We start from the raw sequence: 21,162 nt of genomic DNA on the forward strand, positions 1-21,162 counted from the left end.
GACGCGAGCATCTGTGGCCAAGTTTTTAAGGGCGCACGGTGGATGCCTTGGCACCAGGAACCGATGAAGGACGTGGGAGGCCACGATAGGCCCCGGGGAGTCGTCAACCAGGCTTTGATCCGGGGGTGTCCGAATGGGGAAACCCGGCAGTCGTCATGGGCTGTCACCCTTGCCTGAACACATAGGGCAAGTGGAGGGAACGCGGGGAAGTGAAACATCTCAGTACCCGCAGGAAGAGAAAACAACCGTGATTCCGGGAGTAGTGGCGAGCGAAACCGGATGAGGCCAAACCGTATGCGTGTGAGACCCGGCAGGGGTTGCGTATACGGGGTTGTGGGATCTCTCTTTTACGGTCTGCCGGCCGTGAGACGAGTCAGAAACCGTTGATGTAGGCGAAGGACATGCGAAAGGTCCGGCGTAGAGGGTAAGACCCCCGTAGTCGAAACATCAGCGGCTCGTTTGAGAGACACCCAAGTAGCACGGGGCCCGAGAAATCCCGTGTGAATCTGGCGGGACCACCCGCTAAGCCTAAATATTCCCTGGTGACCGATAGCGGATAGTACCGTGAGGGAATGGTGAAAAGTACCGCGGGAGCGGAGTGAAATAGTACCTGAAACCGTGTGCCTACAAGCCGTGGGAGCGTCGGAATGTGCTTGCACATTCTCGTGACTGCGTGCCTTTTGAAGAATGAGCCTGCGAGTTTGCGGTGTGTTGCGAGGTTAACCCGAGTGGGGAAGCCGTAGCGAAAGCGAGTCCGAATAGGGCGGTATAGTAGCGCGCTCAAGACCCGAAGCGGAGTGATCTAGCCATGGGCAGGTTGAAGCGGAGGTAAGACTTCGTGGAGGACCGAACCCACCAGGGTTGAAAACCTGGGGGATGACCTGTGGTTAGGGGTGAAAGGCCAATCAAACTCCGTGATAGCTGGTTCTCCCCGAAATGCATTTAGGTGCAGCGTCGTGTGTTTCTTGCCGGAGGTAGAGCACTGGATAGGCGATGGGCCCTACCGGGTTACTGACCTTAGCCAAACTCCGAATGCCGGTAAGTGAGAGCGCGGCAGTGAGACTGTGGGGGATAAGCTCCATGGTCGAGAGGGAAACAGCCCAGAGCATCGACTAAGGCCCCTAAGCGTACGCTAAGTGGGAAAGGATGTGGAGTCGCACAGACAACCAGGAGGTTGGCTTAGAAGCAGCCACCCTTGAAAGAGTGCGTAATAGCTCACTGGTCTAGTGATTCCGCGCCGACAATGTAGCGGGGCTCAAGCGTACCGCCGAAGTCGTGTCATTGCAGCAATACTCCCAACGGAGGCTGTGATGGGTAGGGGAGCGTCGTGTGCCGGGTGAAGCCGCGCCGGAAGGCAGTGGTGGACGGTTCACGAGTGAGAATGCAGGCATGAGTAGCGATACACACGTGAGAAACGTGTGCGCCGATTGACTAAGGGTTCCTGGGTCAAGCTGATCTGCCCAGGGTAAGTCGGGACCTAAGGCGAGGCCGACAGGCGTAGTCGATGGATAACCGGTTGATATTCCGGTACCCGCTGTGAAGCGTCAAACATTGAATCAGGCGATGCTAAGTCCGTGAAGCCGTTCCGGACCCTTCGGGGAATGGAAAGTGGTGGAGCCGACGGACCAGACTTGTAGTAGGTGAGTGATGGGGTGACGCAGGAAGGTAGTCCAGCCCGGGCGGTGGTTGTCCCGGGGTAAGGGTGTAGCCCGTCATCCAGGTAAATCCGGATGGCATGTGGGTGAGACCTGATGCCGAGCCGATTGTGGTGAAGTGGATGATCCTATGCTGTCGAGAAAAGCCTCTAGCGAGTTTCATGGCGGCCCGTACCCTAAACCGACTCAGGTGGTCAGGTAGAGAATACCGAGGCGTTCGGGTGAACTATGGTTAAGGAACTCGGCAAAATGCCCCCGTAACTTCGGGAGAAGGGGGGCCATCACCGGTGATTGGATTTTCTCCATGAGCTGGGGGTGGCCGCAGAGACCAGCGAGAAGCGACTGTTTACTAAAAACACAGGTCCGTGCGAAGCCGTAAGGCGATGTATACGGACTGACGCCTGCCCGGTGCTGGAACGTTAAGGGGACCGGTTAGTGCGCTTTCGGGCGTGCGAAGCTGAGAACTTAAGCGCCAGTAAACGGCGGTGGTAACTATAACCATCCTAAGGTAGCGAAATTCCTTGTCGGGTAAGTTCCGACCTGCACGAATGGCGTAACGACTTCTCGACTGTCTCAACCATAGGCCCGGTGAAATTGCACTACGAGTAAAGATGCTCGTTTCGCGCAGCAGGACGGAAAGACCCCGGGACCTTTACTACAGTTTGATATTGGTGTTCGGTTCGGCTTGTGTAGGATAGCTGGGAGACTGTGAACTCTGGACGCCAGTTCAGGGGGAGTCGTCGTTGAAATACCAGTCTGGTCGTGCTGGATGTCTAACCTGGGTCCGTGATCCGGATCAGGGACAGTGTCTGATGGGTAGTTTAACTGGGGCGGTTGCCTCCTAAAGAGTAACGGAGGCGCCCAAAGGTTCCCTCAGCCTGGTTGGCAATCAGGTGTTGAGTGTAAGTGCACAAGGGAGCTTGACTGTGAGACCGACGGGTCGAGCAGGGACGAAAGTCGGGACTAGTGATCCGGCGGTGGCTTGTGGAAGCGCCGTCGCTCAACGGATAAAAGGTACCCCGGGGATAACAGGCTGATCTTCCCCAAGAGTCCATATCGACGGGATGGTTTGGCACCTCGATGTCGGCTCGTCGCATCCTGGGGCTGGAGTCGGTCCCAAGGGTTGGGCTGTTCGCCCATTAAAGCGGTACGCGAGCTGGGTTTAGAACGTCGTGAGACAGTTCGGTCCCTATCCGCTGCGCGCGCAGGAATATTGAGAAGGGCTGTCCCTAGTACGAGAGGACCGGGACGGACGAACCTCTGGTGTGCCAGTTGTTCTGCCAAGGGCATGGCTGGTTGGCTACGTTCGGGAGGGATAACCGCTGAAAGCATCTAAGCGGGAAGCCTGCTTCGAGATGAGTATTCCCACCCACTTGATGGGGTAAGGCTCCCAGTAGACGACTGGGTTGATAGGCCGGATCTGGAAGCCCAGTAATGGGTGGAGGTGACCGGTACTAATAGGCCGAGGGCTTGTCCTCAGTTGCTCGCGTCCACTGTGTTGGTTCTGAAACCACGAACAGCCCCGTTGTCGGGCCACGACAACGGTGCGGCTGAACAGTTTCATAGTGTTTCGGTGGTTATAGCGTGAGGGAAACGCCCGGTTACATTTCGAACCCGGAAGCTAAGCCTTACAGCGCCGATGGTACTGCAGGGGGGACCCTGTGGGAGAGTAGGACGCCGCCGAACAATCATTCAAAGGGTTGGATCCTGAACTTCGGTTCAGGGTCCAACCCTTTTTTGTTCTGCGTCACTTGAAGTTCACGTTGCGCAACAACCATCCGAGGCATGGGTACTGCTGCAATGCTCAGGGCCGCCGGCGTCGGTGTCGGTGACGAGGTTGTCGTGCCGGCCTTCGGGAACGCCGAGGTCGCCGGAGCGGTCGCCCTCGCGGGTGCGCTGCCGGTGTTCGCCGACATAGATCCGTTGACGTACTGCCTGGACGCGTCCGCTGTCGAGGCAGCCGTAACTTCGCGGACGGCGGCGATCGTTGTCGTGCACCGCTTCGGTCGGCCGGCTGACATCACGCGGCTGCACGGTGTGGGACAGCGGCACCAGCTCCTGGTGCTGGAGCAGGGCGAGTCAGAGGTGCCGTACGACGAGATCGCTCAACGACGGGAGCGTGCCGCTTATCTCGACGCCAAGTTGAGGGGCGTACGGACGCCCGACGGTGGTGACGGGCACACGTATCAGCAGTACGTCGTCCGGGTGCCCGGGAACGGGCGGCCGGACCGGGATGCCTTTGCCCGGGCCGTGCGGTCCAGGGGAGTTGAGTGCCGGGTGCCGGTGAAGACGCCCGTGCACAGGCTGCCGGAATTCCGTCGGTGCGTGCACTTGCCCGAGACCGAGCGGGCGGCCGATGAGACCCTCGCGCTGCCTGTGGACGCCGCGTTGACGAAGCGGGACATGCAGCGGATCGTCGGCGCGTGCAACGCACTGGGCGGACTGCTCCAGCCTGCTTTCTGAGCGGTTGGGAGCACGTGTCTGTTCGGGGTATGATCTATTCCGTTGCCACGAGGGAAACCTCGTAAGGCAACAGGCCCCTATAGCTCAGTCGGTAGAGCGTCTCCATGGTAAGGAGAAGGTCAACGGTTCGATTCCGTTTGGGGGCTCCAGCCAGAAGGCCCCGCCCAATTGGGCGGGGCCTTCTTCGTGTTCCGGCGTCTGTCAGTCCTTGTGGAGGCCCGGGACTCGCATGGCCAGGATCGCCATGTCGTCGGACGGGGCGTCGGATGCGAAGCGTTCCACCGCGCGCATGATGCGGGCGGCGACCGCACCCGCCGTCAGGCCCGTGCAGGTGGTGAGGACATCGGAGAGGCCGTCGTCGCCCAGCATGCGGGTGCCCTCGCGGCGTTCCGTGACGCCGTCCGTGACGCACAGCAGGACATCCCCCGGGTCGAGGGTGACCGTCTGCTCGTAGAGCTCCAGGTCCTCCATCACGCCCAGGAGCGGCTGCGGTTCGGCGGCCGGCTCCACGGTGCCGTCCTGCCGCAGGCGGAGTGGGAGGGGGTGTCCGGCGCAGACCACCTTCAGTTCCGCGCTGCCGTCCTCCTGCGGTCGCATCTCGCCGTAGAGAAGGGTCAGGAAGCGGCTGCGGGCGCCCTCGTCGAGAATGGCCGAGTTCAGTCGTTCCAGGACGGCCGGGCCGCTGAGGCCCTCGCGGGCCAGCAGGCGCAGGGCGTGCCGGGCCAGGCCCGTGACGGCGGCCGCGTTCGGGCCCGTACCGCAGACGTCGCCGATGGCGAAGCCGTAGGCGCCGTCGCTGATGGGGAAGAGGTCGTAGAAGTCACCGCCGACCTCGTTGCCCTCGCCGGCCGCGCGGTAGATGACCTCGACCTCGACGCCGTCGATCTCGGGGAGTTCGGGCGGCAGGAGGCTGCGCTGGAGGGCCTGGCTGATGGCCGTGCGCTCGGAGTAGAGGCGGGCGTTGTCGAGGGCGAGGGCGGCCCTGCGGCTCAAGTCCTCGGCCAGTTCCAGGATTTCCTGGCGGAAGTGCTCGTCGGTGGGCTTGCCGAGCGTCAGCATGCCGATGACGCGGTTGCGGGCCACCAGGGGGAGCACGACTGTCTCACCGCCCACCGCGGAGGCCGTGGCGAGCGTGGGGCCGATACCCGAGGCGATCTGATGGGTCGGACCGCCGCTCAGGCCGAGGCTGCGCATGGAACTGCGCAGGGCTGCCTGGTGGGCCACCTCGCCGGGAGCCGACCAGACACGGGCGCCGGGGGTGGGGACCGGGTCGGGCGGGGACACCTTCGAGAGCAACGACTTGATGCCGTCGATGAGTTCCTCGTCCTCGTGCAGGACGTACGAGAGGTAGGGCTCGGAGGCCTGGTCGGCGATCGTGTAGACGGCACACCAGGTGGCGAGTGTGGGGACCGTCATCTGTGCCATGAGGGCCAGGGTCTGGTCGCGGTCCAGGGTGCCGGCCAGCAGGTCGGAGGCCTCGACGAGGAAGCTCAGGGAGCCTCGGCGCAGTCGTTCCAGTTCGCCGAGGCGGGCCGACTCGACCGCCAACGCGATGCGGTCCGCGGCGAATTGGAGGCGCAGGGCCTCCTCGTTCGAGTATCTGCCTGGTCCCTCCGCCGCCACGCCGAGGGAGCCGGTGAGGCGACCCTCGACCTTGAGGGGGACCGTGACGACCGAGCGCATGCCCGTGCCGCTGAGGAGCGGGACCGCGCCGGGTACGGCCGCCAAGTCGTCGTGGACCGCCGGCATGCGGGCCGAGCCGTAGCGGCCGGGGCCCGCCTCGACGGGCACGCGGGCGAAGCGCTGGCGGGCGGAGGGCAGGCCTGTGGAGGCGCGGACCTCCAGCTCCGTTTCGTCGTCGGTCGCGAGGAGCAGGAAGGCGGAGTCGGCGTCGAGCATGTCGCGGGCGCGCTCCACCGTCCGCTGGAGGAGGCCGTCGAGGTCGTCCGGGGCCGGCGAGCCGATGAACACCTCGAACGGGTCGGAGCTCTGGCCGTCGGAGGTGGTCGCCGAGTCGGAGGACGGGATGCGCAGCGGGGTCTGCAGGACGGCCCGCTCGTGTTCCCGCACGAGGAGGCAGACCGTGGAGGGCTCGCCGCCCGTGTCGCGGACGCGGAGGTGGGAGGCGTACACCGGAGTGACGCGGCCGTTGGCGCCTCTTATGCCATAGCTGCCCTCCCAGCGGGAGAGCTGGAGTGCCTCCACGATGCCCGTGCTGGTGCCGGGGGTGTGCGGCCAGGCGGCGAAGTCGGTGAGGGGCTTGCCGCTGACCTGTTCGGCCGGGTAGCCGAAGAGTTCCTCCGCGTCCTCGTTCCACGACGTGATGGAGCCGGTGCGGTCGATCTGGATGACCGCCACGCGGACCCGGCCGTCGGCGAGGGGGAGGAGGTCGGAGGGGAGTGAGGGGCCCGCCGCGCGCGTACCGACAGAGCGCTGGGGGAGGTCCAGGTGGAACCAGACCTGCTTCTGCGTCGGTGTGTAGTCGACGCCCCAGCGGCCGGCGAGCGCCGCGCACAGCTGGAGCCCGCGGCCGCCCTCGCGGTCGGGGCTGCCCATGTTGACGGGGTGGCCCTGGAGGGGGATCTCGCGCTCCGGGTAGCGGTCGGCCACCTCGATACGTACACCCTCGTCACTGCGCAGGCACAGGACGTCCGCGGACGTGCCGGCATGCACCACGGCGTTGGTCACCAGCTCGCTGGTGAGGACCACGGCGTCGTCGACGATATCGGCGAAGCCCCAGCCCTGAAGGGTGTCGCGGACGAAGGAGCGGGCCGTCGCCACCGATCGTCCGACGGGCTCGAAGCTGGCGGCCGCGCGCGCGGTGATCACAGAACTCCTCGTCCGGTTGTCGACGGGCAGGGCTGCCTGGCCGACCGGCTCGTGCCGCTGATGCGGCAGGCCGCCCGTCGGCCGGGGGTCCGGGGGTTGTCCCCCCGGGATCAGTCCGGTGGTCATGTTGTGCGGCCGCCCTCCGATGCCCGCTCGTGCTCGTGCCACCGCCCAGGCCGGACGGACCGGCGCGGCTGGACAGCCGCATGCAAGGTTACTTACCTTCGCCGTCCATGCGGATGCCGGTCTGCAGTGTTTCCGCCCAGAGGGTGTGCGGACGATGTGCGAAGCTGCCGAACTGTTATGGCCGGGTTCAGGCAGGGTGAAACACTGGGCAAGCTTCTTGTGAAGGTCCGGGCAGGTGGAGTGTCTTCCGCGCACAGCGGGCAGCAGCCCGTGGTGTGGCCTGGTTACATCCGGCAGAACTACGCAGTAGTAACTGGTACGGCGAACGGTAGTACCGGAGCACAGCAGTAACGGTCGACCCCTGCGGGAGGGACACAGTGGAGTCTGGCGCAGCGACGCGGGGCACTAAGACGCGCGCGAAAGGCGGACAGTCCCTGAGTAACCAGCGTAAACCGCGTGGTGGGACCACCGCGGTGGACACGGCCGCCATGAACCGGCTGTTGGCGGCTCTCGTGGCGATGCGCGACGGGAACTTCCGTAAACGGCTCACGGTGTCCGGGGACGGCGTGATGTCCGAGATCGCGGCGGTCTTCAACGAGGTGGCCGACCGCAATCTGCATCTGACGGGTGAGCTGTCGCGCGTGCGGCGCATGGTGGGTCGTGAGGGCAAGCTCACCGAGCGGCTGGAGACGGGGGCCTATGAGGGTTCCTGGGTGGCCGCCATCGAGGCGTCCAACGCGCTCGTGGACGACCTCGTACGGCCCGTCTCCGAGGTCGGCCGGGTGCTGTCGGCGGTGGCAGAGGGTGATCTGTCGCCGCGCATGGAGCTGCGGACGCAGGCCCAGGACGGGACCGGGCATCCGCTGCGGGGGGAGTTCCTCAAGGTCGGCCGGACCGTGAACAACCTCGTCGACCAGCTGTCGACGTTCACCGACGAGGTCACGCGCGTGGCCAGCGAGGTGGGCACCGAGGGCAAGCTGGGTGGTCAGGCACGCGTGCGTGGCATGTCGGGTTCGTGGAAGGACCTCACGGACTCCGTCAACACGATGGCGTACCGGCTGACGGCCCAGGTGCGGGACATCGCCCTGGTGACGACCGCGGTGGCCAAGGGCGACCTGTCCCGGAAGGTCACGGTTCACGTCGCCGGCGAGATGCTGGAGCTCAAGAACACCGTCAACACGATGGTGGACCAGCTGTCGTCCTTCTCCTCCGAGGTGACGCGTGTCGCGCGCGAGGTGGGCACCGAGGGCGAGCTCGGCGGTCAGGCGCAGGTGCCGGGTGTGGCCGGTGTGTGGAAGGACCTCACCGATTCGGTGAACCTCATGGCCGGCAACCTGACGGCCCAGGTGCGCGGTATCGCGCAGGTCACCACCGCGGTCGCCAACGGTGACCTGTCGCAGAAGGTCACCGTGTCGGCACGCGGTGAGGTCGCGCAGCTCGCGGACACGATCAACCAGATGACCGAGACGCTGCGGATCTTCGCGGACGAGGTCACGCGCGTGGCCAACGAGGTCGGTGCCGCGGGGCAGCTGGGTGGTCAGGCGAACGTGCCGGGCGCGGCGGGCACGTGGAAGGACCTGACGGACTCCGTCAACACGGTGTTCCGGAATCTGACCATTCAGGTGAGGGACATCGCGGCCGTCACGACGGCGGTGGCCAACGGTGACCTCTCCCAGAAGGTCACGGTCGACGTGGCCGGCGAGATGCTCGAGCTGAAGAACACCGTCAACGGCATGGTCGACCAGCTGTCGTCGTTCGGTTCCGAGGTGACGCGTGTGGCCCGTGAGGTCGGCGTCGAGGGTGAGCTGGGCGGGCAGGCGCAGGTGCCGGGCGCGGCCGGAACCTGGAAGGACCTGACCGACTCGGTCAACACCGCTTTCCGCAACCTCACCGGGCAGGTGCGCAACATCGCCCAGGTGACGACGGCGGTGGCCAACGGTGATCTGTCGCAGAAGGTCACCGTGGACGTCTCCGGCGAGATGCTCCAGCTGAAGAACACCGTGAACACGATGGTGGACCAGCTGTCGTCCTTCGCCGACCAGGTCACGCGGATGGCCCGGGACGTGGGCACGGAGGGCCGGCTGGGCGGGCAGGCGGTCGTACCGGGTGTGGCCGGTACGTGGAAGGAGCTCACCGACTCCGTCAACGGCATGGCCGGGAACCTGACGGCCCAGGTGCGCAACATCGCGCAGGTGACCACCGCGGTCGCCCAGGGTGACCTCTCCCAGAAGATCGACGTCGACGCGCGCGGGGAGATCCTGGAGCTGAAGAACACCATCAACACGATGGTCGACCAGCTCTCCGGGTTCGCCGACCAGGTGACCCGCGTGGCCCGTGAGGTGGGCACGGAGGGTCGTCTGGGCGGGCAGGCGCAGGTGCCAGGTGTGGCCGGTGTGTGGCGGGACCTGACCGATTCGGTGAACGGCATGGCCGGGAACCTGACGGCTCAGGTGCGCAACATCGCGCAGGTCGCGACGGCGGTGGCCCGGGGTGACCTGTCCCAGAAGATCACCGTGGACGCGCGCGGGGAGATCCTGGAGCTGAAGAACACCCTGAACACGATGGTCGACCAGCTGTCGTCGTTCGCGGAGGAGGTCACCAGGGTCGCCCGCGAGGTGGGCACCGAGGGCCAGCTGGGCGGTCAGGCCGAGGTGCAGGGTGTCTCCGGCACCTGGAAGGACCTCACGCAGTCCGTGAACTTCATGGCGAACAACCTGACCATCCAGGTGCGCAACATCGCCGAGGTCACGACCGCGGTCGCCAAGGGCGACCTGTCCAAGAAGATCACTGTTGACGCGAAGGGCGAGATTCTCGAACTCGTCACGACGGTCAACACGATGGTTGACCAACTGTCCAGTTTCGCCGAGCAGGTGACCCGGGTGGCCCGCGAGGTGGGCACCGAGGGCATCCTGGGCGGCCAGGCGCACGTGCCCGGCGTCACGGGCATCTGGAAGGACCTCAGCGGCAACGTCAACCTGATGGCCAAGAACCTGACCATGCAGGTGCGCAACATCTCCCAGGTCGCCGCGGCCGTGGCCAACGGTGACCTGACCCGGACGGTGACGATCGAGGCGCGCGGCGAGGTCGCGCAGCTCGCCGACACCTTCAACACCATGGTGAAGACGCTGAGTTCGTTCGCCGACCAGGTCACCAAGGTGGCCCGCGAGGTGGGCACGGACGGCATCCTCGGTGGGCAGGCGCACGTACCCGGTGTGGCCGGTACCTGGAAGGACCTCACCGAGTCCGTGAACCAGATGGCGTCCAACCTGACCGGCCAGGTGCGCAACATCGCCATGGTCACCACGGCCATCGCCAAGGGTGACCTGACCAAGAAGATCGACATTGACGCTCGTGGCGAGATCCTTGAGCTCAAGACGACGATCAACACGATGGTCGACCAGCTGTCCAGCTTTGCCGAAGAGGTCACCCGAGTCGCCCGTGAGGTGGGTACGGAGGGTCAGCTCGGCGGTCAGGCACGCGTGCGTGACGTGGACGGCACCTGGCGCGACCTCACGGAGTCCGTGAACGAGATGGCCGGGAACCTGACCCGGCAGGTGCGCGCCATCGCGCGCGTGGCGACCGCGGTGACCCGCGGCGACCTGAACCTGAAGATCGACGTCGACGCGTCCGGCGAGATCCAGGAACTGCAGGACTACATCAACAAGATGATCGCCAACCTGCGCGACACCACGATCGCCAACAAGGAGCAGGACTGGCTGAAGGGCAACTTGGCCCGTATCTCCGCACTGATGCAGGGCCGCCGCGACCTGCAGGATGTGGCCTCGCTGATCATGAGCGAGCTGACGCCGGTGGTCTCCGCGCAGCACGGCGCCTTCTTCGTGGCGATGACGCCCGTCGACGGCAAGGAGCTCAGCCCCGGGGGCGATGACGCGTACGAGCTGCGGATGCTCGGGTCGTACGGCTACTCGATGGGCTCCATGCCGACGTCGTTCCGGCCGGGCGAGGCGTTGATCGGGACGGCCGCCGAGGAGAAGCGCACGATCCTCGTGGAGAACGCGCCCAGTGGCTACCTGAAGATCTCCTCCGGCCTCGGCGAGGCGCCGCCCGCGCAGGTGATCGTCCTTCCGGTGCTGTTCGAGGGCAAGGTGCTCGGCATCATCGAGCTGGCCTCCTTCACCCCCTTCACGCAGATCCAGAAGGACTTCCTCAACCAGATCGCCGAGATGATCGCGACCAGCGTCAACACCATCTCCGTCAACACCAAGACGGAGCAGTTGCTGAAGCAGTCGCAGGAGCTGACCGAGCAACTCCGTGAGCGGTCGGCCGAGTTGGAGAACCGGCAGAAGGCCCTCCAGGCGTCCAACGCGGAGCTGGAGGAGAAGGCCGAGCTGCTGGCCCAGCAGAACCGCGACATCGAGGTGAAGAACACCGAGATCGAGGAGGCGCGGCAGGTCCTGGAGGAGCGCGCCGAGCAGCTCGCCGTGTCGATGCGCTACAAGAGCGAGTTCCTCGCCAACATGTCGCACGAGTTGCGTACGCCGCTCAACTCGCTGCTGATCCTCGCCAAGCTGCTCGCCGACAACGCGGACTCCAACCTCACTCCGAAGCAGGTCGAGTTCGCCGAGACCATTCACGGCGCGGGCTCCGACCTGCTCCAGCTGATCAACGACATCCTCGACCTGTCGAAGGTCGAGGCGGGCAAGATGGACGTCTCCCCGACGCGCATCGCGCTCGTCCAGCTCGTCGACTACGTGGAGGCCACCTTCCGGCCGCTGACCGCGGAGAAGGGCCTGGACCTGTCCGTACGGGTGTCGCCGGAGCTGCCCGCCACGCTGCACACCGACGAACAACGGCTGCTGCAGGTGCTGCGGAACCTGTTGTCCAACGCGGTGAAGTTCACCGACTCCGGTGCCGTCGAGCTGGTCATCCGGCCCGCGGGCCGGGACGTGCCCATGGCGATCCGGGAGCAACTGCTCGAAGCCGGGTCGATGACCGATCCGGACGCGGACCTGATCGCGTTCTCCGTGACCGACACCGGCATCGGTATCGCCGCCAGCAAGATGCGGGTGATCTTCGAGGCGTTCAAGCAGGCGGACGGTACGACGAGTCGCAAGTACGGCGGTACCGGGCTCGGCCTGTCGATCTCGCGGGAGATCGCGCAGCTGCTCGGCGGTGAGATCTACGCACAGAGCGAGCCGGGGCGTGGATCGACGTTCACGCTGTATTTGCCGCTGCATCCGAGCGAACTGCCGCCGCAGGGCTACCAGCAGGCGCTGCCCGCCCTGGCGGCCGGCGACCTGGTGGCCGCCGCGGATCTTGCCCAGCGCGCCGAGGTGGCGATCGAGACGCCGGCCGAGGTGAAGTCGTACCGCGAGACGCAGAACGGCGCCGCGGCGCTCTTCAGGCGCCGCCGCAGGCCCGGACTCGATGTCGACCACCGTCTGGCGCCCCAGGAGCAGTGGTCGGCCGCGGAGCAGACGGCGCCGGTTCCGCACCGCGGGATCCGCTTCGGCGGCCAGAAGGTGCTGATCGTCGACGACGACATCCGCAACGTGTTCGCGCTGACCAGCGTGCTGGAGCAGCACGGGCTGTCGGTGCTGTACGCCGAGAACGGCCGTGAGGGCATCGAGGTCCTGGAACAGCACGACGACGTCGCGGTCGTCCTGATGGACATCATGATGCCGGAGATGGACGGCTACGCGACGACCACGGCGATCCGCAGGATGCCGCAGTTCGCGGGTCTGCCGATCATCGCGCTGACGGCGAAGGCGATGAAGGGCGACCGGGAGAAGGCGATCGAGTCGGGGGCCTCCGACTACGTGACCAAACCGGTCGATCCCGATCATCTGCTGTCGGTGATGGAGCAGTGGATGCGGGGGGAGTGACGGGAACCATCGATGTTCACGCGGAGTTGCTGACTCAGTGTGGCCGAAGCCGTGTAGAAGTACGGGATTCGGGGAACCTTCTGGTCTCCCACTACGTTTCTGCTATGTGCACAGTGACATCACGGTGACAGGGTGTGGCGACGGGCGGGGTGCGGCTACGATGACCGGCACAAGGACGGGCGGCGAAAGGGAGTCGTCCCCAGGGGCGGCACCCGGTGCACAGCCGGGGCGAGGAGGGCGGGCCATGGTGCAGAAGGCCAAGATCCTCCTGGTCGATGACCGGCCGGAGAATCTGCTGGCGCTGGAGGCCATCCTCTCTGCGCTCGATCAGACGCTGGTGCGGGCATCGTCCGGGGAGGAAGCGCTCAAAGCACTGCTCACGGACGACTTCGCGGTCATTCTGTTGGACGTCCAGATGCCGGGAATGGACGGTTTCGAAACAGCCGCCCACATCAAGCGGCGAGAACGGACCCGGGACATCCCGATCATCTTCCTCACCGCGATCAACCACGGCCCCCACCACACCTTCCGGGGGTACGCGGCCGGTGCGGTCGACTACATCTCCAAGCCGTTCGACCCGTGGGTGCTGCGGGCGAAGGTCTCGGTGTTCGTCGAGCTGTACATGAAGAACTGCCAGCTCCGGGAGCAGGCGGCGCTGCTGCGGCTCCAGTTGGAGGGCGGTGGCGGCAAGGCCGCGGCCGGCGACTCCAAGGAACCTGCCGGACTGCTCGCGGAGCTGTCGGCACGGCTCGCAGCGGTCGAGGAGCAGGCCGAGGCGCTGTCCAAGCAGCTCGACGACGAGTCGGCGGACGCGGCGGCCGTGGCGACCGCGGCTCATCTCGAACGCAAACTCACGGGACTGCGGCGGGCGCTGGACGCCCTGGAGCCGGGGGCCGGCAGCGCATCGTCGGTGCCGTCGCAGAACTGACGTTCAGGCGTGGACCAGTTGCGTATGAGGTCGCGTCAGTTCCGCGCCCGTTCCAGGGCGACACGAACGGGTGAAGCAGTGGGCACACGTGTCCGTTGCCTTCTCCACCGGTAACCTCACATCCATGGCCTCACGTCCCTCCGCTGCCAAGAAGCAGCCCGCGAAGAAGGCGGCGGCTCCGGCGAAGAAGGCTGCTGCGAAGAAGGCCCCGGCGAAGAAGGCGCCCGCCAGGAAAGCCGCGGCGAGGAAGTCGGCGCCGCCGCCGAAGCCGGCACCGAACCCGACCGGCGGCATCTACAAGCTTGTGCGCGCCCTCTGGTTGGGCGTCGCGCACGCCGTGGGCGCCGTGTTCCGCGGCATAGGGAACGGCGCCAAGAACCTCGACCCCGCACATCGCAAGGACGGCGTCGCCCTGTTGCTGTTCGGCATCGCGCTGATCGTCGCCGCGGGCACCTGGGCCGATCTGCGCGGCCCCGTAGGTGACCTCGTCGAGATCCTGGTGACCGGTGCCTTCGGCCGCCTCGACCTGCTCGTGCCGATACTGCTCGCGGTCATCGCCGTCCGCTTCATCCGCCACCCCGAGCAGCCCGAGGCCAACGGCCGCATCGTGATCGGTCTGTCCGCGCTCGTCATCGGCGTGCTCGGCCAGGTCCACATCGCGTGCGGCGCGCCCGCCCGCAGTGACGGCATGCAGGCCATAAGGGACGCCGGCGGTCTCATCGGCTGGGCCACGGCCACCCCGCTGACGTACACGATGGGCGAGATGCTCGCCGTACCGCTGCTCGTGCTGCTGACGATCTTCGGTCTGCTCGTCGTCACGGCCACTCCGGTCAACGCCATCCCGCAGCGGCTGCGGCTGCTGGGCGTGAAGCTCGGCATCCTCCACGACCCGGAGGACGACGATCTCTCGGACGACGAGCAGCGCTACGACGACCAGTGGCGCGAGGCGCTGCCCGCGCGCCCGCGCAGGCGTGGACCGGCCCCGGAGGCCTACGACCCCGACGGCGCCGAGCAGGAGGCGCTCTCCAAGCGTCGCGGCCGCCCCAGGCGTTCCGCGGTGCCGCAGCCGGACATGGCGCGTCAGATGGACGCCGTGGACGTCGCCGCGGCGGCCGCCGCCGCGCTCGACGGCGCCGTCATGCACGGGATGCCGCCCTCGCCGGTCGTCGCCGACCTCACCCAGGGGGTGCGGGTCGGGGATCGCGAGGACACCACTCCGACACCCGTTCCGAGGTCCGTCCCGGCGGCGCGCCCCAAGCAGGAGAAGCTGAAGGGTGAGGTCATGGACCTCACCAAGGCCGCGCCCGAGCAGGTCAACGACCTGCCGCCGCGTGCCGAGCAGCTCCAGCTCTCCGGAGACATCACCTACTCCCTGCCTTCGCTCGACCTCCTCACGCGCGGGGGCCCCGGCAAGGCGCGCAGCGCCGCCAACGACGCGGTGGTCGCCTCACTCACGAACGTCTTCTCCGAGTTCAAGGTCGACGCCGCCGTCACCGGCTTCACGCGCGGGCCGACGGTCACGCGCTACGAGGTCGAGCTCGGCCCCGCGGTGAAGGTCGAGCGGATCACCGCGCTGACGAAGAACATCGCGTACGCCGTCGCCAGCCCGGACGTGCGGATCATCAGCCCGATCCCCGGCAAGTCCGCGGTCGGCATCGAAATCCCCAACACCGACCGCGAGATGGTCAACCTCGGCGACGTGCTGCGCCTGGCGGCGGCCGCCGAGGACGAGCACCCGATGCTGGTCGCGCTCGGCAAGGACGTCGAGGGCGGCTATGTGATGGCCAACCTCGCGAAGATGCCGCACGTCCTGGTGGCCGGTGCCACCGGCTCCGGCAAGTCGTCGTGCATCAACTGCCTGATCACGTCGATCATGGTCCGCGCGACTCCCGAGGACGTCCGCATGGTCCTGGTCGACCCCAAGCGGGTCGAGCTGACCGCGTACGAGGGCATCCCGCACCTGATCACGCCGATCATCACCAACCCGAAGCGGGCCGCCGAGGCGCTCCAGTGGGTCGTACGGGAGATGGACCTCCGGTACGACGACCTGGCGGCGTACGGCTACCGGCACATCGACGACTTCAACGAGGCCGTGCGCAACGGCAAGGTGAAGTCGCCGGAGGGCAGTGAGCGGGAGCTGCAGCCGTACCCGTACCTGCTGGTGATCGTCGACGAGCTCGCCGACCTGATGATGGTCGCCCCGCGCGACGTCGAGGACTCGATCGTGCGCATCACGCAGCTCGCGCGCGCGGCCGGCATTCACCTCGTGCTCGCCACGCAGCGGCCGTCGGTCGACGTGGTGACCGGTCTGATCAAGGCGAACGTGCCCTCGCGGCTCGCCTTCGCCACCTCCTCGCTCGCCGACAGCCGCGTCATCCTCGACCAGCCCGGTGCCGAGAAGCTGATCGGCAAGGGTGACGGGCTGTATCTGCCGATGGGTCAGAACAAGCCCACCCGTATGCAGGGCGCTTTCGTGACCGAGGACGAGGTCGCCTCCGTCGTCCAGCACTGCAAGGACCAGATGGCGCCCGTCTTCCGGGACGACGTCACCGTGGGCACGAAGCAGAAGAAGGAGATCGACGAGGAGATCGGCGACGACCTCGACTTGCTGTGCCAGGCGGCCGAGCTGGTGGTCTCCACACAGTTCGGGTCGACGTCCATGCTCCAGCGCAAGCTGCGCGTCGGCTTCGCCAAGGCCGGCCGGCTCATGGACCTCATGGAGTCCAGGGGCATCGTCGGGCCGAGCGAGGGGTCCAAGGCTCGTGACGTTCTTGTGAAGGCTGACGAGCTGGACGGCGTGCTCGCGGTGATCCGCGGGGAGGCTTGAGAGAGAGCCTGAACGGGTGCGGCGAGCGATGCCCGATCGTGACTCACCCGTAAGGGATCATTGAGCAACCGTTTCCCTTCGGCGTACGTCAAGTTGAGGGAAGCGACAAGCGCATACCCCATCATCGGCGTGTCCGGCCATTCCGATGGGCTACAAAGTCCCGCCGCCCGGTTGCCCCACCCATTTGTACCCCCCATAGACTGAACCTCCAGCACAGGTGGCTTAACGCTCGAAAGGCGCCCCCGTGTCCATCGGCAACTCCCCTGAAGACGAGCGTCCGTTCGAAGACGATCGCGAGGAAGCCCGCTTCTCCGTCGGCCATGCCCTGCGGCAGGCGCGGATCGCGGCCGGGCTGACCGTCGACGACGTCACCAACGCCACCCGGGTCCGCATCGCCATCGTGCACGCCATCGAGGCGGACGACTTCGCCCCCTGTGGCGGCGACGTCTACGCCCGGGGCCACATCAGGACCCTGGCCAAGGCTGTCCACCTCGATCCGGCCCCGCTGATCGCGCAGTACGACGCCGAGCACGGCGGCCGCCCGGCCCCGACGCCGGCAGCCCCCCTCTTCGAGGCGGAACGCATCCGCCCCGAGCGGCGTGGACCCAACTGGACCGCGGCCATGGTCGCCGCGATCGTCGCCGTGGTCGGCTTCGTCGGGTTCACCGCCTTCAAGGGCGGCGACGACGGTGGAGCGAAGTCGCAGGTCGCCGAGGGATCCACACCCACGACCAGCAAGGCCGCCTCGCCCACTCCCAAGAACAGCAAGACCGACAACCCCAAGTCCGACCCCTCGGACAGCGCCATCGCGGCCGCTCCCCAGGACAAGGTGACCGTCCAGGTGAGCGCCGCCGACGGACGCAGCTGGATCTCGGCCAAGGACCACAACGGCCGGCTCCTGTTCGACGGACTCCTCAAGCAGGGCGACTCCAAGACCTTCCAGGACAGCGAGAAGATCAACCTCGTCCTCGGTGACGCAGGCGCGATCCAGCTCTACGTCAACGGCAAGAAGATCGAGGACGACTTCCAGCAGGGCGCGGTGGAGCGCCTGACGTATACGAAGGGCGACCCCCAGGTCGGCTGACCGGATGTGGGCACGGACGGGGACGGACGGGGTTGGCCTGCCAGGGCCAACCCCGTCGACATGGGCTGTCAGTGAGACAAAGTAGTCTTGAGCGCATGCCTGAACGCCGTACCGTCGCACTCGTCACCCTTGGCTGCGCCCGTAACGAGGTGGACTCGGAGGAGCTCGCAGGCCGCTTGGAGGCGGACGGCTGGGACCTCGTGGAGGACGCCGCACAAGCGGATGTCGCCGTCGTCAACACCTGTGGCTTCGTGGAAGCCGCCAAGAAGGACTCCGTCGACGCCCTCCTGGAGGCCAACGACCTCAAGGGTCATGGCAGAACCCAGGCCGTCGTGGCGGTGGGCTGCATGGCCGAGCGCTACGGCAAGGAACTCGCCGAGGCCCTCCCCGAGGCGGACGGCGTGCTCGGCTTCGACGACTACTCGGACATCTCCGACCGTCTGCAGACCATCCTGAGCGGCGGTGTCCACGCCTCGCACACCCCGCGCGACCGGCGCAAGCTGCTGCCGATCAGCCCCGCCGAGCGGCAGGGGTCCGCGGCCGACGTCGCCCTCCCGGGACACGGGCCGGCCGCGCCGGTGGCTCCCGCCGATCTTCCCGAAGGCCTCGCTCCCGCCTCCGGTCCCCGCGCGCCCCTGCGCCGCCGGCTGGACGGCGCCCCGGTCGCCTCGGTGAAGCTCGCCTCCGGCTGTGACCGGCGCTGCTCCTTCTGCGCCATCCCGTCCTTCCGCGGCTCCTTCATCTCCCGCCGCCCCAGCGACGTGCTGAACGAGACGCGGTGGCTGGCCGAGCAGGGCGTCAAGGAGATCATGCTGGTCTCCGAGAACAACACCTCATACGGCAAGGACCTGGGCGACATCCGCCTGCTGGAGTCGCTCCTGCCGGAACTCGCGGAGGTCGACGGCCTCGAGCGCGTACGCGTCAGCTACCTCCAGCCGGCCGAGATGCGCCCCGGGCTGATCGACGTCCTGACCTCGACGCCGAAGATCGCCCCGTACTTCGACCTGTCCTTCCAGCACTCCGCCCCCGGTGTGCTGCGTGCCATGCGCCGCTTCGGCGACACCGACCGCTTCCTGGAGCTGCTCGACACCATCCGGAGCAAGGCCCCCCAGGCGGGCGTGCGCTCCAACTTCATCGTGGGCTTCCCGGGCGAGAGCGCGGACGACCTGGCGGAGCTGGAGCGGTTCCTGAACGGCGCGCGGCTGGATGCCATCGGCGTCTTCGGCTACTCCGACGAGGAGGGCACGGAGGCGGCGACGTACGAGAACAAGCTGGACGAGGACGTCGTGGCCGAGCGGCTGGCACGTGTCTCCCGGCTGGCGGAGGAGCTCGTCTCGCAGCGTGCCGAGGAACGCGTCGGCGAGACCCTGCACGTCCTCGTGGAGTCCGTGGACGACGAGGGTGTGTACGGCCGCGGCGCGCATCAGGCACCGGAGACGGACGGCCAGGTGCTGCTCACGAGCGGCGAAGGTCTGAGCGTCGGCCGTATGGTCGAGGCGAAGGTGGTCGGCACGGAAGGTGTCGACCTGGTGGCCGAGCCGCTGGCGGGCTCGCTCGGGTGTAGTGAGGAGGCGGGCAGATGACCGGAGTACCGGCATCGGCGGCGAACGGCTCCTCCGGCGCACAGGGCGCACCCGCGAGCGCGGCTTCGGGCGGAGCCCCCGGTGTCGTCTCCGGCGCTGTGTCCGGTGCCGTTTCCGCCGAGGCGTCGGACGCGTCCGACGTGACGCCCGACGGCGGGAAGTCGGCGCGGGGCGGAAAGGTCGTGGCCGCGGCCGTCAACCAGGCCAGCGTCTGGAACATCGCCAACCTGCTCACCATGCTCCGGCTGCTCCTGGTGCCCGGCTTCGTCGCGCTGATGCTGGCCGACGGCGGGTACGACCCGGCATGGCGCTCGCTCGCCTGGGCCGCCTTCGCCATCGCCATGATCACCGACCTGTTCGACGGACATCTGGCGCGCGCCTACGACCTCGTCACCGACTTCGGGAAGATCGCCGACCCCATCGCCGACAAGGCGATCATGGGAGCGGCGCTGATCTGTCTCTCCTCGCTGGGCGATCTGCCGTGGTGGGTGACCATCGTCATCCTCGGCCGGGAACTCGGCATCACGCTGCTGCGTTTCCTGGTCATCCGGTACGGCGTCATCCCGGCGAGCCGCGGCGGCAAGATCAAGACGCTCACGCAGGGCGTGGCGGTCGGGATGTACGTGCTGGCGCTGACGGGCTGGCTGGCCACCCTGAGGTGGTGGGTGATGGCAGCGGCCGTCGTTCTGACCGTGGTGACCGGACTCGACTACGTAAGACAGGCCATTGTGCTGCGCAGGCAGGGCATCGCCGAGCGCAAGGCCGCTCTGGAGGAGACGGAAGCGTGAATTCCGCAGCCGCCGAACTCGTGCGACTACTGACGGTGAGGGGCGAGACCCTGGCCGTCGCCGAGTCGCTCACCGGTGGACTGGTTGCGGCGGACATCACATCCGTCCCCGGGGCGTCCAAGGTCTTCCGCGGCTCGGTGACCGCCTACGCCACCGAGCTGAAGCACCGGCTGCTCGGTGTCGATGCCGCCCTGCTGCAACAGCGCGGAGCGGTGGATGCGCAGGTCGCGGCCCAGATGGCGGTCGGTGTGCGCAAGGCGCTCGGCGCCGACTGGGGTCTCGCGACGACCGGCGTCGCCGGCCCGGAACCGCAGGACGGACAGCCTGTGGGGACGGTCTTCGTGGCCGTGGACGGCCCCTTTGCCGCGGATTCCGGTTCTGCCGGTGGCGGAAAAGTAGCGGCCCTGCGGTTGAACGGCGACCGTGCGGAAATTCGTATGGAGAGTGTACGGAGCGTACTCGCACTGCTCCTTGAGGAGTTCGCGAGCGAACAGACCGGAAATGAGCTGGCACAGGATACGGAACAGAACGGGGGGTTTTGATGTTTGCAGCCCTGAGTGAACACGACATCGCTCCCCGCACGGCCGCAGCGCGAGGCGGTACGGTGGGGCGTGAAGGATGCGGCTACGCGGTCCGAGGAGGGAGCCACCGATGATTCTGCTCCGTCGCCTGCTGGGTGACGTGCTGCGTCGGCAGCGCCAGCGCCAGGGCCGTACTCTGCGCGAAGTCTCCTCGTCCGCCCGAGTCTCACTCGGCTATCTCTCCGAGGTGGAGCGGGGGCAGAAGGAGGCTTCCTCCGAGCTGCTCTCCGCCATCTGCGACGCGCTGGACGTACGGATGTCCGAGCTCATGCGGGAAGTGAGCGACGAGCTCGCTCTCGCCGAGCTGGCCCAGTCTGCTGCGGCCACCGAGTCTGTGCCCGCGCCGGTTCGTCCGATGCTGGGTTCCGTATCGGTGACCGGTGTGCCACCGGAACGGGTGACCATCAAGGCGCCCGCCGAGGCGGTGGACGTGGTCGCCGCGTGACATTCAC

10 protein-coding genes, 1 tRNA gene and 2 rRNA genes are annotated in these 21,162 nt (G+C 66.9%); 12 read left to right on the forward strand and 1 reads right to left on the reverse strand.

Going from position 1 to position 21,162, the window contains the following annotated elements:
* The first annotated feature begins 15 nt into the window (after positions 1–15).
* The 4 genes from OG870_RS33340 (at position 16) to OG870_RS33355 (ending at position 4,267) form a co-directional block, all read left to right on the forward strand.
* Positions 16–3,133, forward strand: a 23S ribosomal RNA gene (locus tag OG870_RS33340).
* Between the two features lie 91 nt (positions 3,134–3,224).
* Positions 3,225–3,341 (forward strand): 5S ribosomal RNA (gene rrf / locus OG870_RS33345).
* Between the two features lie 114 nt (positions 3,342–3,455).
* A complete protein-coding gene (locus tag OG870_RS33350; RefSeq protein ID WP_266523798.1) occupies positions 3,456–4,118 on the forward strand; it encodes a DegT/DnrJ/EryC1/StrS family aminotransferase in 663 nt (220 codons plus the stop codon).
* A gap of 73 nt (positions 4,119–4,191) precedes the next feature.
* Positions 4,192–4,267: transfer RNA gene (locus tag OG870_RS33355), tRNA-Thr, on the forward strand.
* Between the two features lie 52 nt (positions 4,268–4,319).
* Here the strand turns inward: OG870_RS33355 and OG870_RS33360 are convergent.
* A complete protein-coding gene (locus tag OG870_RS33360) occupies positions 4,320–7,073 on the reverse strand; it encodes a SpoIIE family protein phosphatase (protein ID WP_266590346.1) in 2,754 nt (917 codons plus the stop codon).
* 377 nt (positions 7,074–7,450) lie between these two features.
* On the opposite strand from OG870_RS33360, the gene OG870_RS33365 reads away from it, so the two are divergent.
* From OG870_RS33365 to OG870_RS33400, 8 genes are all read left to right on the forward strand, one after another.
* Positions 7,451–12,919 carry a HAMP domain-containing protein gene (locus tag OG870_RS33365; protein WP_266522373.1) on the forward strand — a complete coding sequence of 1,823 codons (5,469 nt, stop codon included), beginning with the start codon at positions 7,451–7,453 and terminating at the stop codon, positions 12,917–12,919.
* Positions 12,920–13,163: 244 nt separating this feature from the next.
* Entirely contained in the window at positions 13,164–13,847 is a 684-nt protein-coding gene (locus OG870_RS33370) for a response regulator (RefSeq protein WP_266522375.1), read from the forward strand.
* A 124-nt stretch (positions 13,848–13,971) separates the two neighbouring features.
* Positions 13,972–16,674, forward strand: coding sequence for an FtsK/SpoIIIE family DNA translocase (locus OG870_RS33375; RefSeq protein WP_266522377.1), 2,703 nt, complete (start codon positions 13,972–13,974; stop codon positions 16,672–16,674).
* Between the two features lie 244 nt (positions 16,675–16,918).
* Positions 16,919–17,758 carry a helix-turn-helix domain-containing protein gene (locus OG870_RS33380; protein WP_266590350.1) on the forward strand — a complete coding sequence of 280 codons (840 nt, stop codon included), beginning with the start codon at positions 16,919–16,921 and terminating at the stop codon, positions 17,756–17,758.
* A 95-nt stretch (positions 17,759–17,853) separates the two neighbouring features.
* On the forward strand, positions 17,854–19,341 hold the full coding sequence (gene rimO, locus OG870_RS33385) for a 30S ribosomal protein S12 methylthiotransferase RimO (RefSeq protein WP_266522381.1): 1,488 nt from the start codon (positions 17,854–17,856) through the stop codon (positions 19,339–19,341).
* Positions 19,338–20,129: a CDP-diacylglycerol--glycerol-3-phosphate 3-phosphatidyltransferase gene (pgsA, locus tag OG870_RS33390; protein WP_266590353.1), complete on the forward strand. Its 792-nt coding sequence runs from the start codon at positions 19,338–19,340 to the stop codon at positions 20,127–20,129. The genes rimO and pgsA overlap by 4 nt, the downstream gene beginning before the upstream one ends.
* On the forward strand, positions 20,126–20,671 hold the full coding sequence (locus OG870_RS33395; protein ID WP_327691784.1) for a CinA family protein: 546 nt from the start codon (positions 20,126–20,128) through the stop codon (positions 20,669–20,671). Before pgsA ends, OG870_RS33395 begins: the two co-directional genes overlap by 4 nt.
* A 109-nt stretch (positions 20,672–20,780) precedes the next feature.
* Positions 20,781–21,155, forward strand: a complete 375-nt coding sequence (locus OG870_RS33400; protein ID WP_016432287.1) for a helix-turn-helix domain-containing protein — start codon at positions 20,781–20,783, stop codon at positions 21,153–21,155.
* Positions 21,156–21,162: the final 7 nt, after the last annotated feature.

The organism is Streptomyces sp. NBC_00461 (assembly GCF_036013935.1).
Classification (GTDB): domain Bacteria; phylum Actinomycetota; class Actinomycetes; order Streptomycetales; family Streptomycetaceae; genus Streptomyces.

Coding starts and splice junctions, on each gene's coding strand:
- OG870_RS33350 (WP_266523798.1), top strand. CDS start 3,456: ATGCTCAGGGCCGCCGGCGTCGGTGTCGGTGACGAGGTTGTCGTGCCG.
- OG870_RS33360 (WP_266590346.1), bottom strand. CDS start 7,073: ATGACCACCGGACTGATCCCGGGGGGACAACCCCCGGACCCCCGGCCG.
- OG870_RS33370 (WP_266522375.1), top strand. CDS start 13,164: ATGGTGCAGAAGGCCAAGATCCTCCTGGTCGATGACCGGCCGGAGAAT.
- OG870_RS33375 (WP_266522377.1), top strand. CDS start 13,972: ATGGCCTCACGTCCCTCCGCTGCCAAGAAGCAGCCCGCGAAGAAGGCG.
- rimO (WP_266522381.1), top strand. CDS start 17,854: ATGCCTGAACGCCGTACCGTCGCACTCGTCACCCTTGGCTGCGCCCGT.
- pgsA (WP_266590353.1), top strand. CDS start 19,338: ATGACCGGAGTACCGGCATCGGCGGCGAACGGCTCCTCCGGCGCACAG.
- OG870_RS33400 (WP_016432287.1), top strand. CDS start 20,781: ATGATTCTGCTCCGTCGCCTGCTGGGTGACGTGCTGCGTCGGCAGCGC.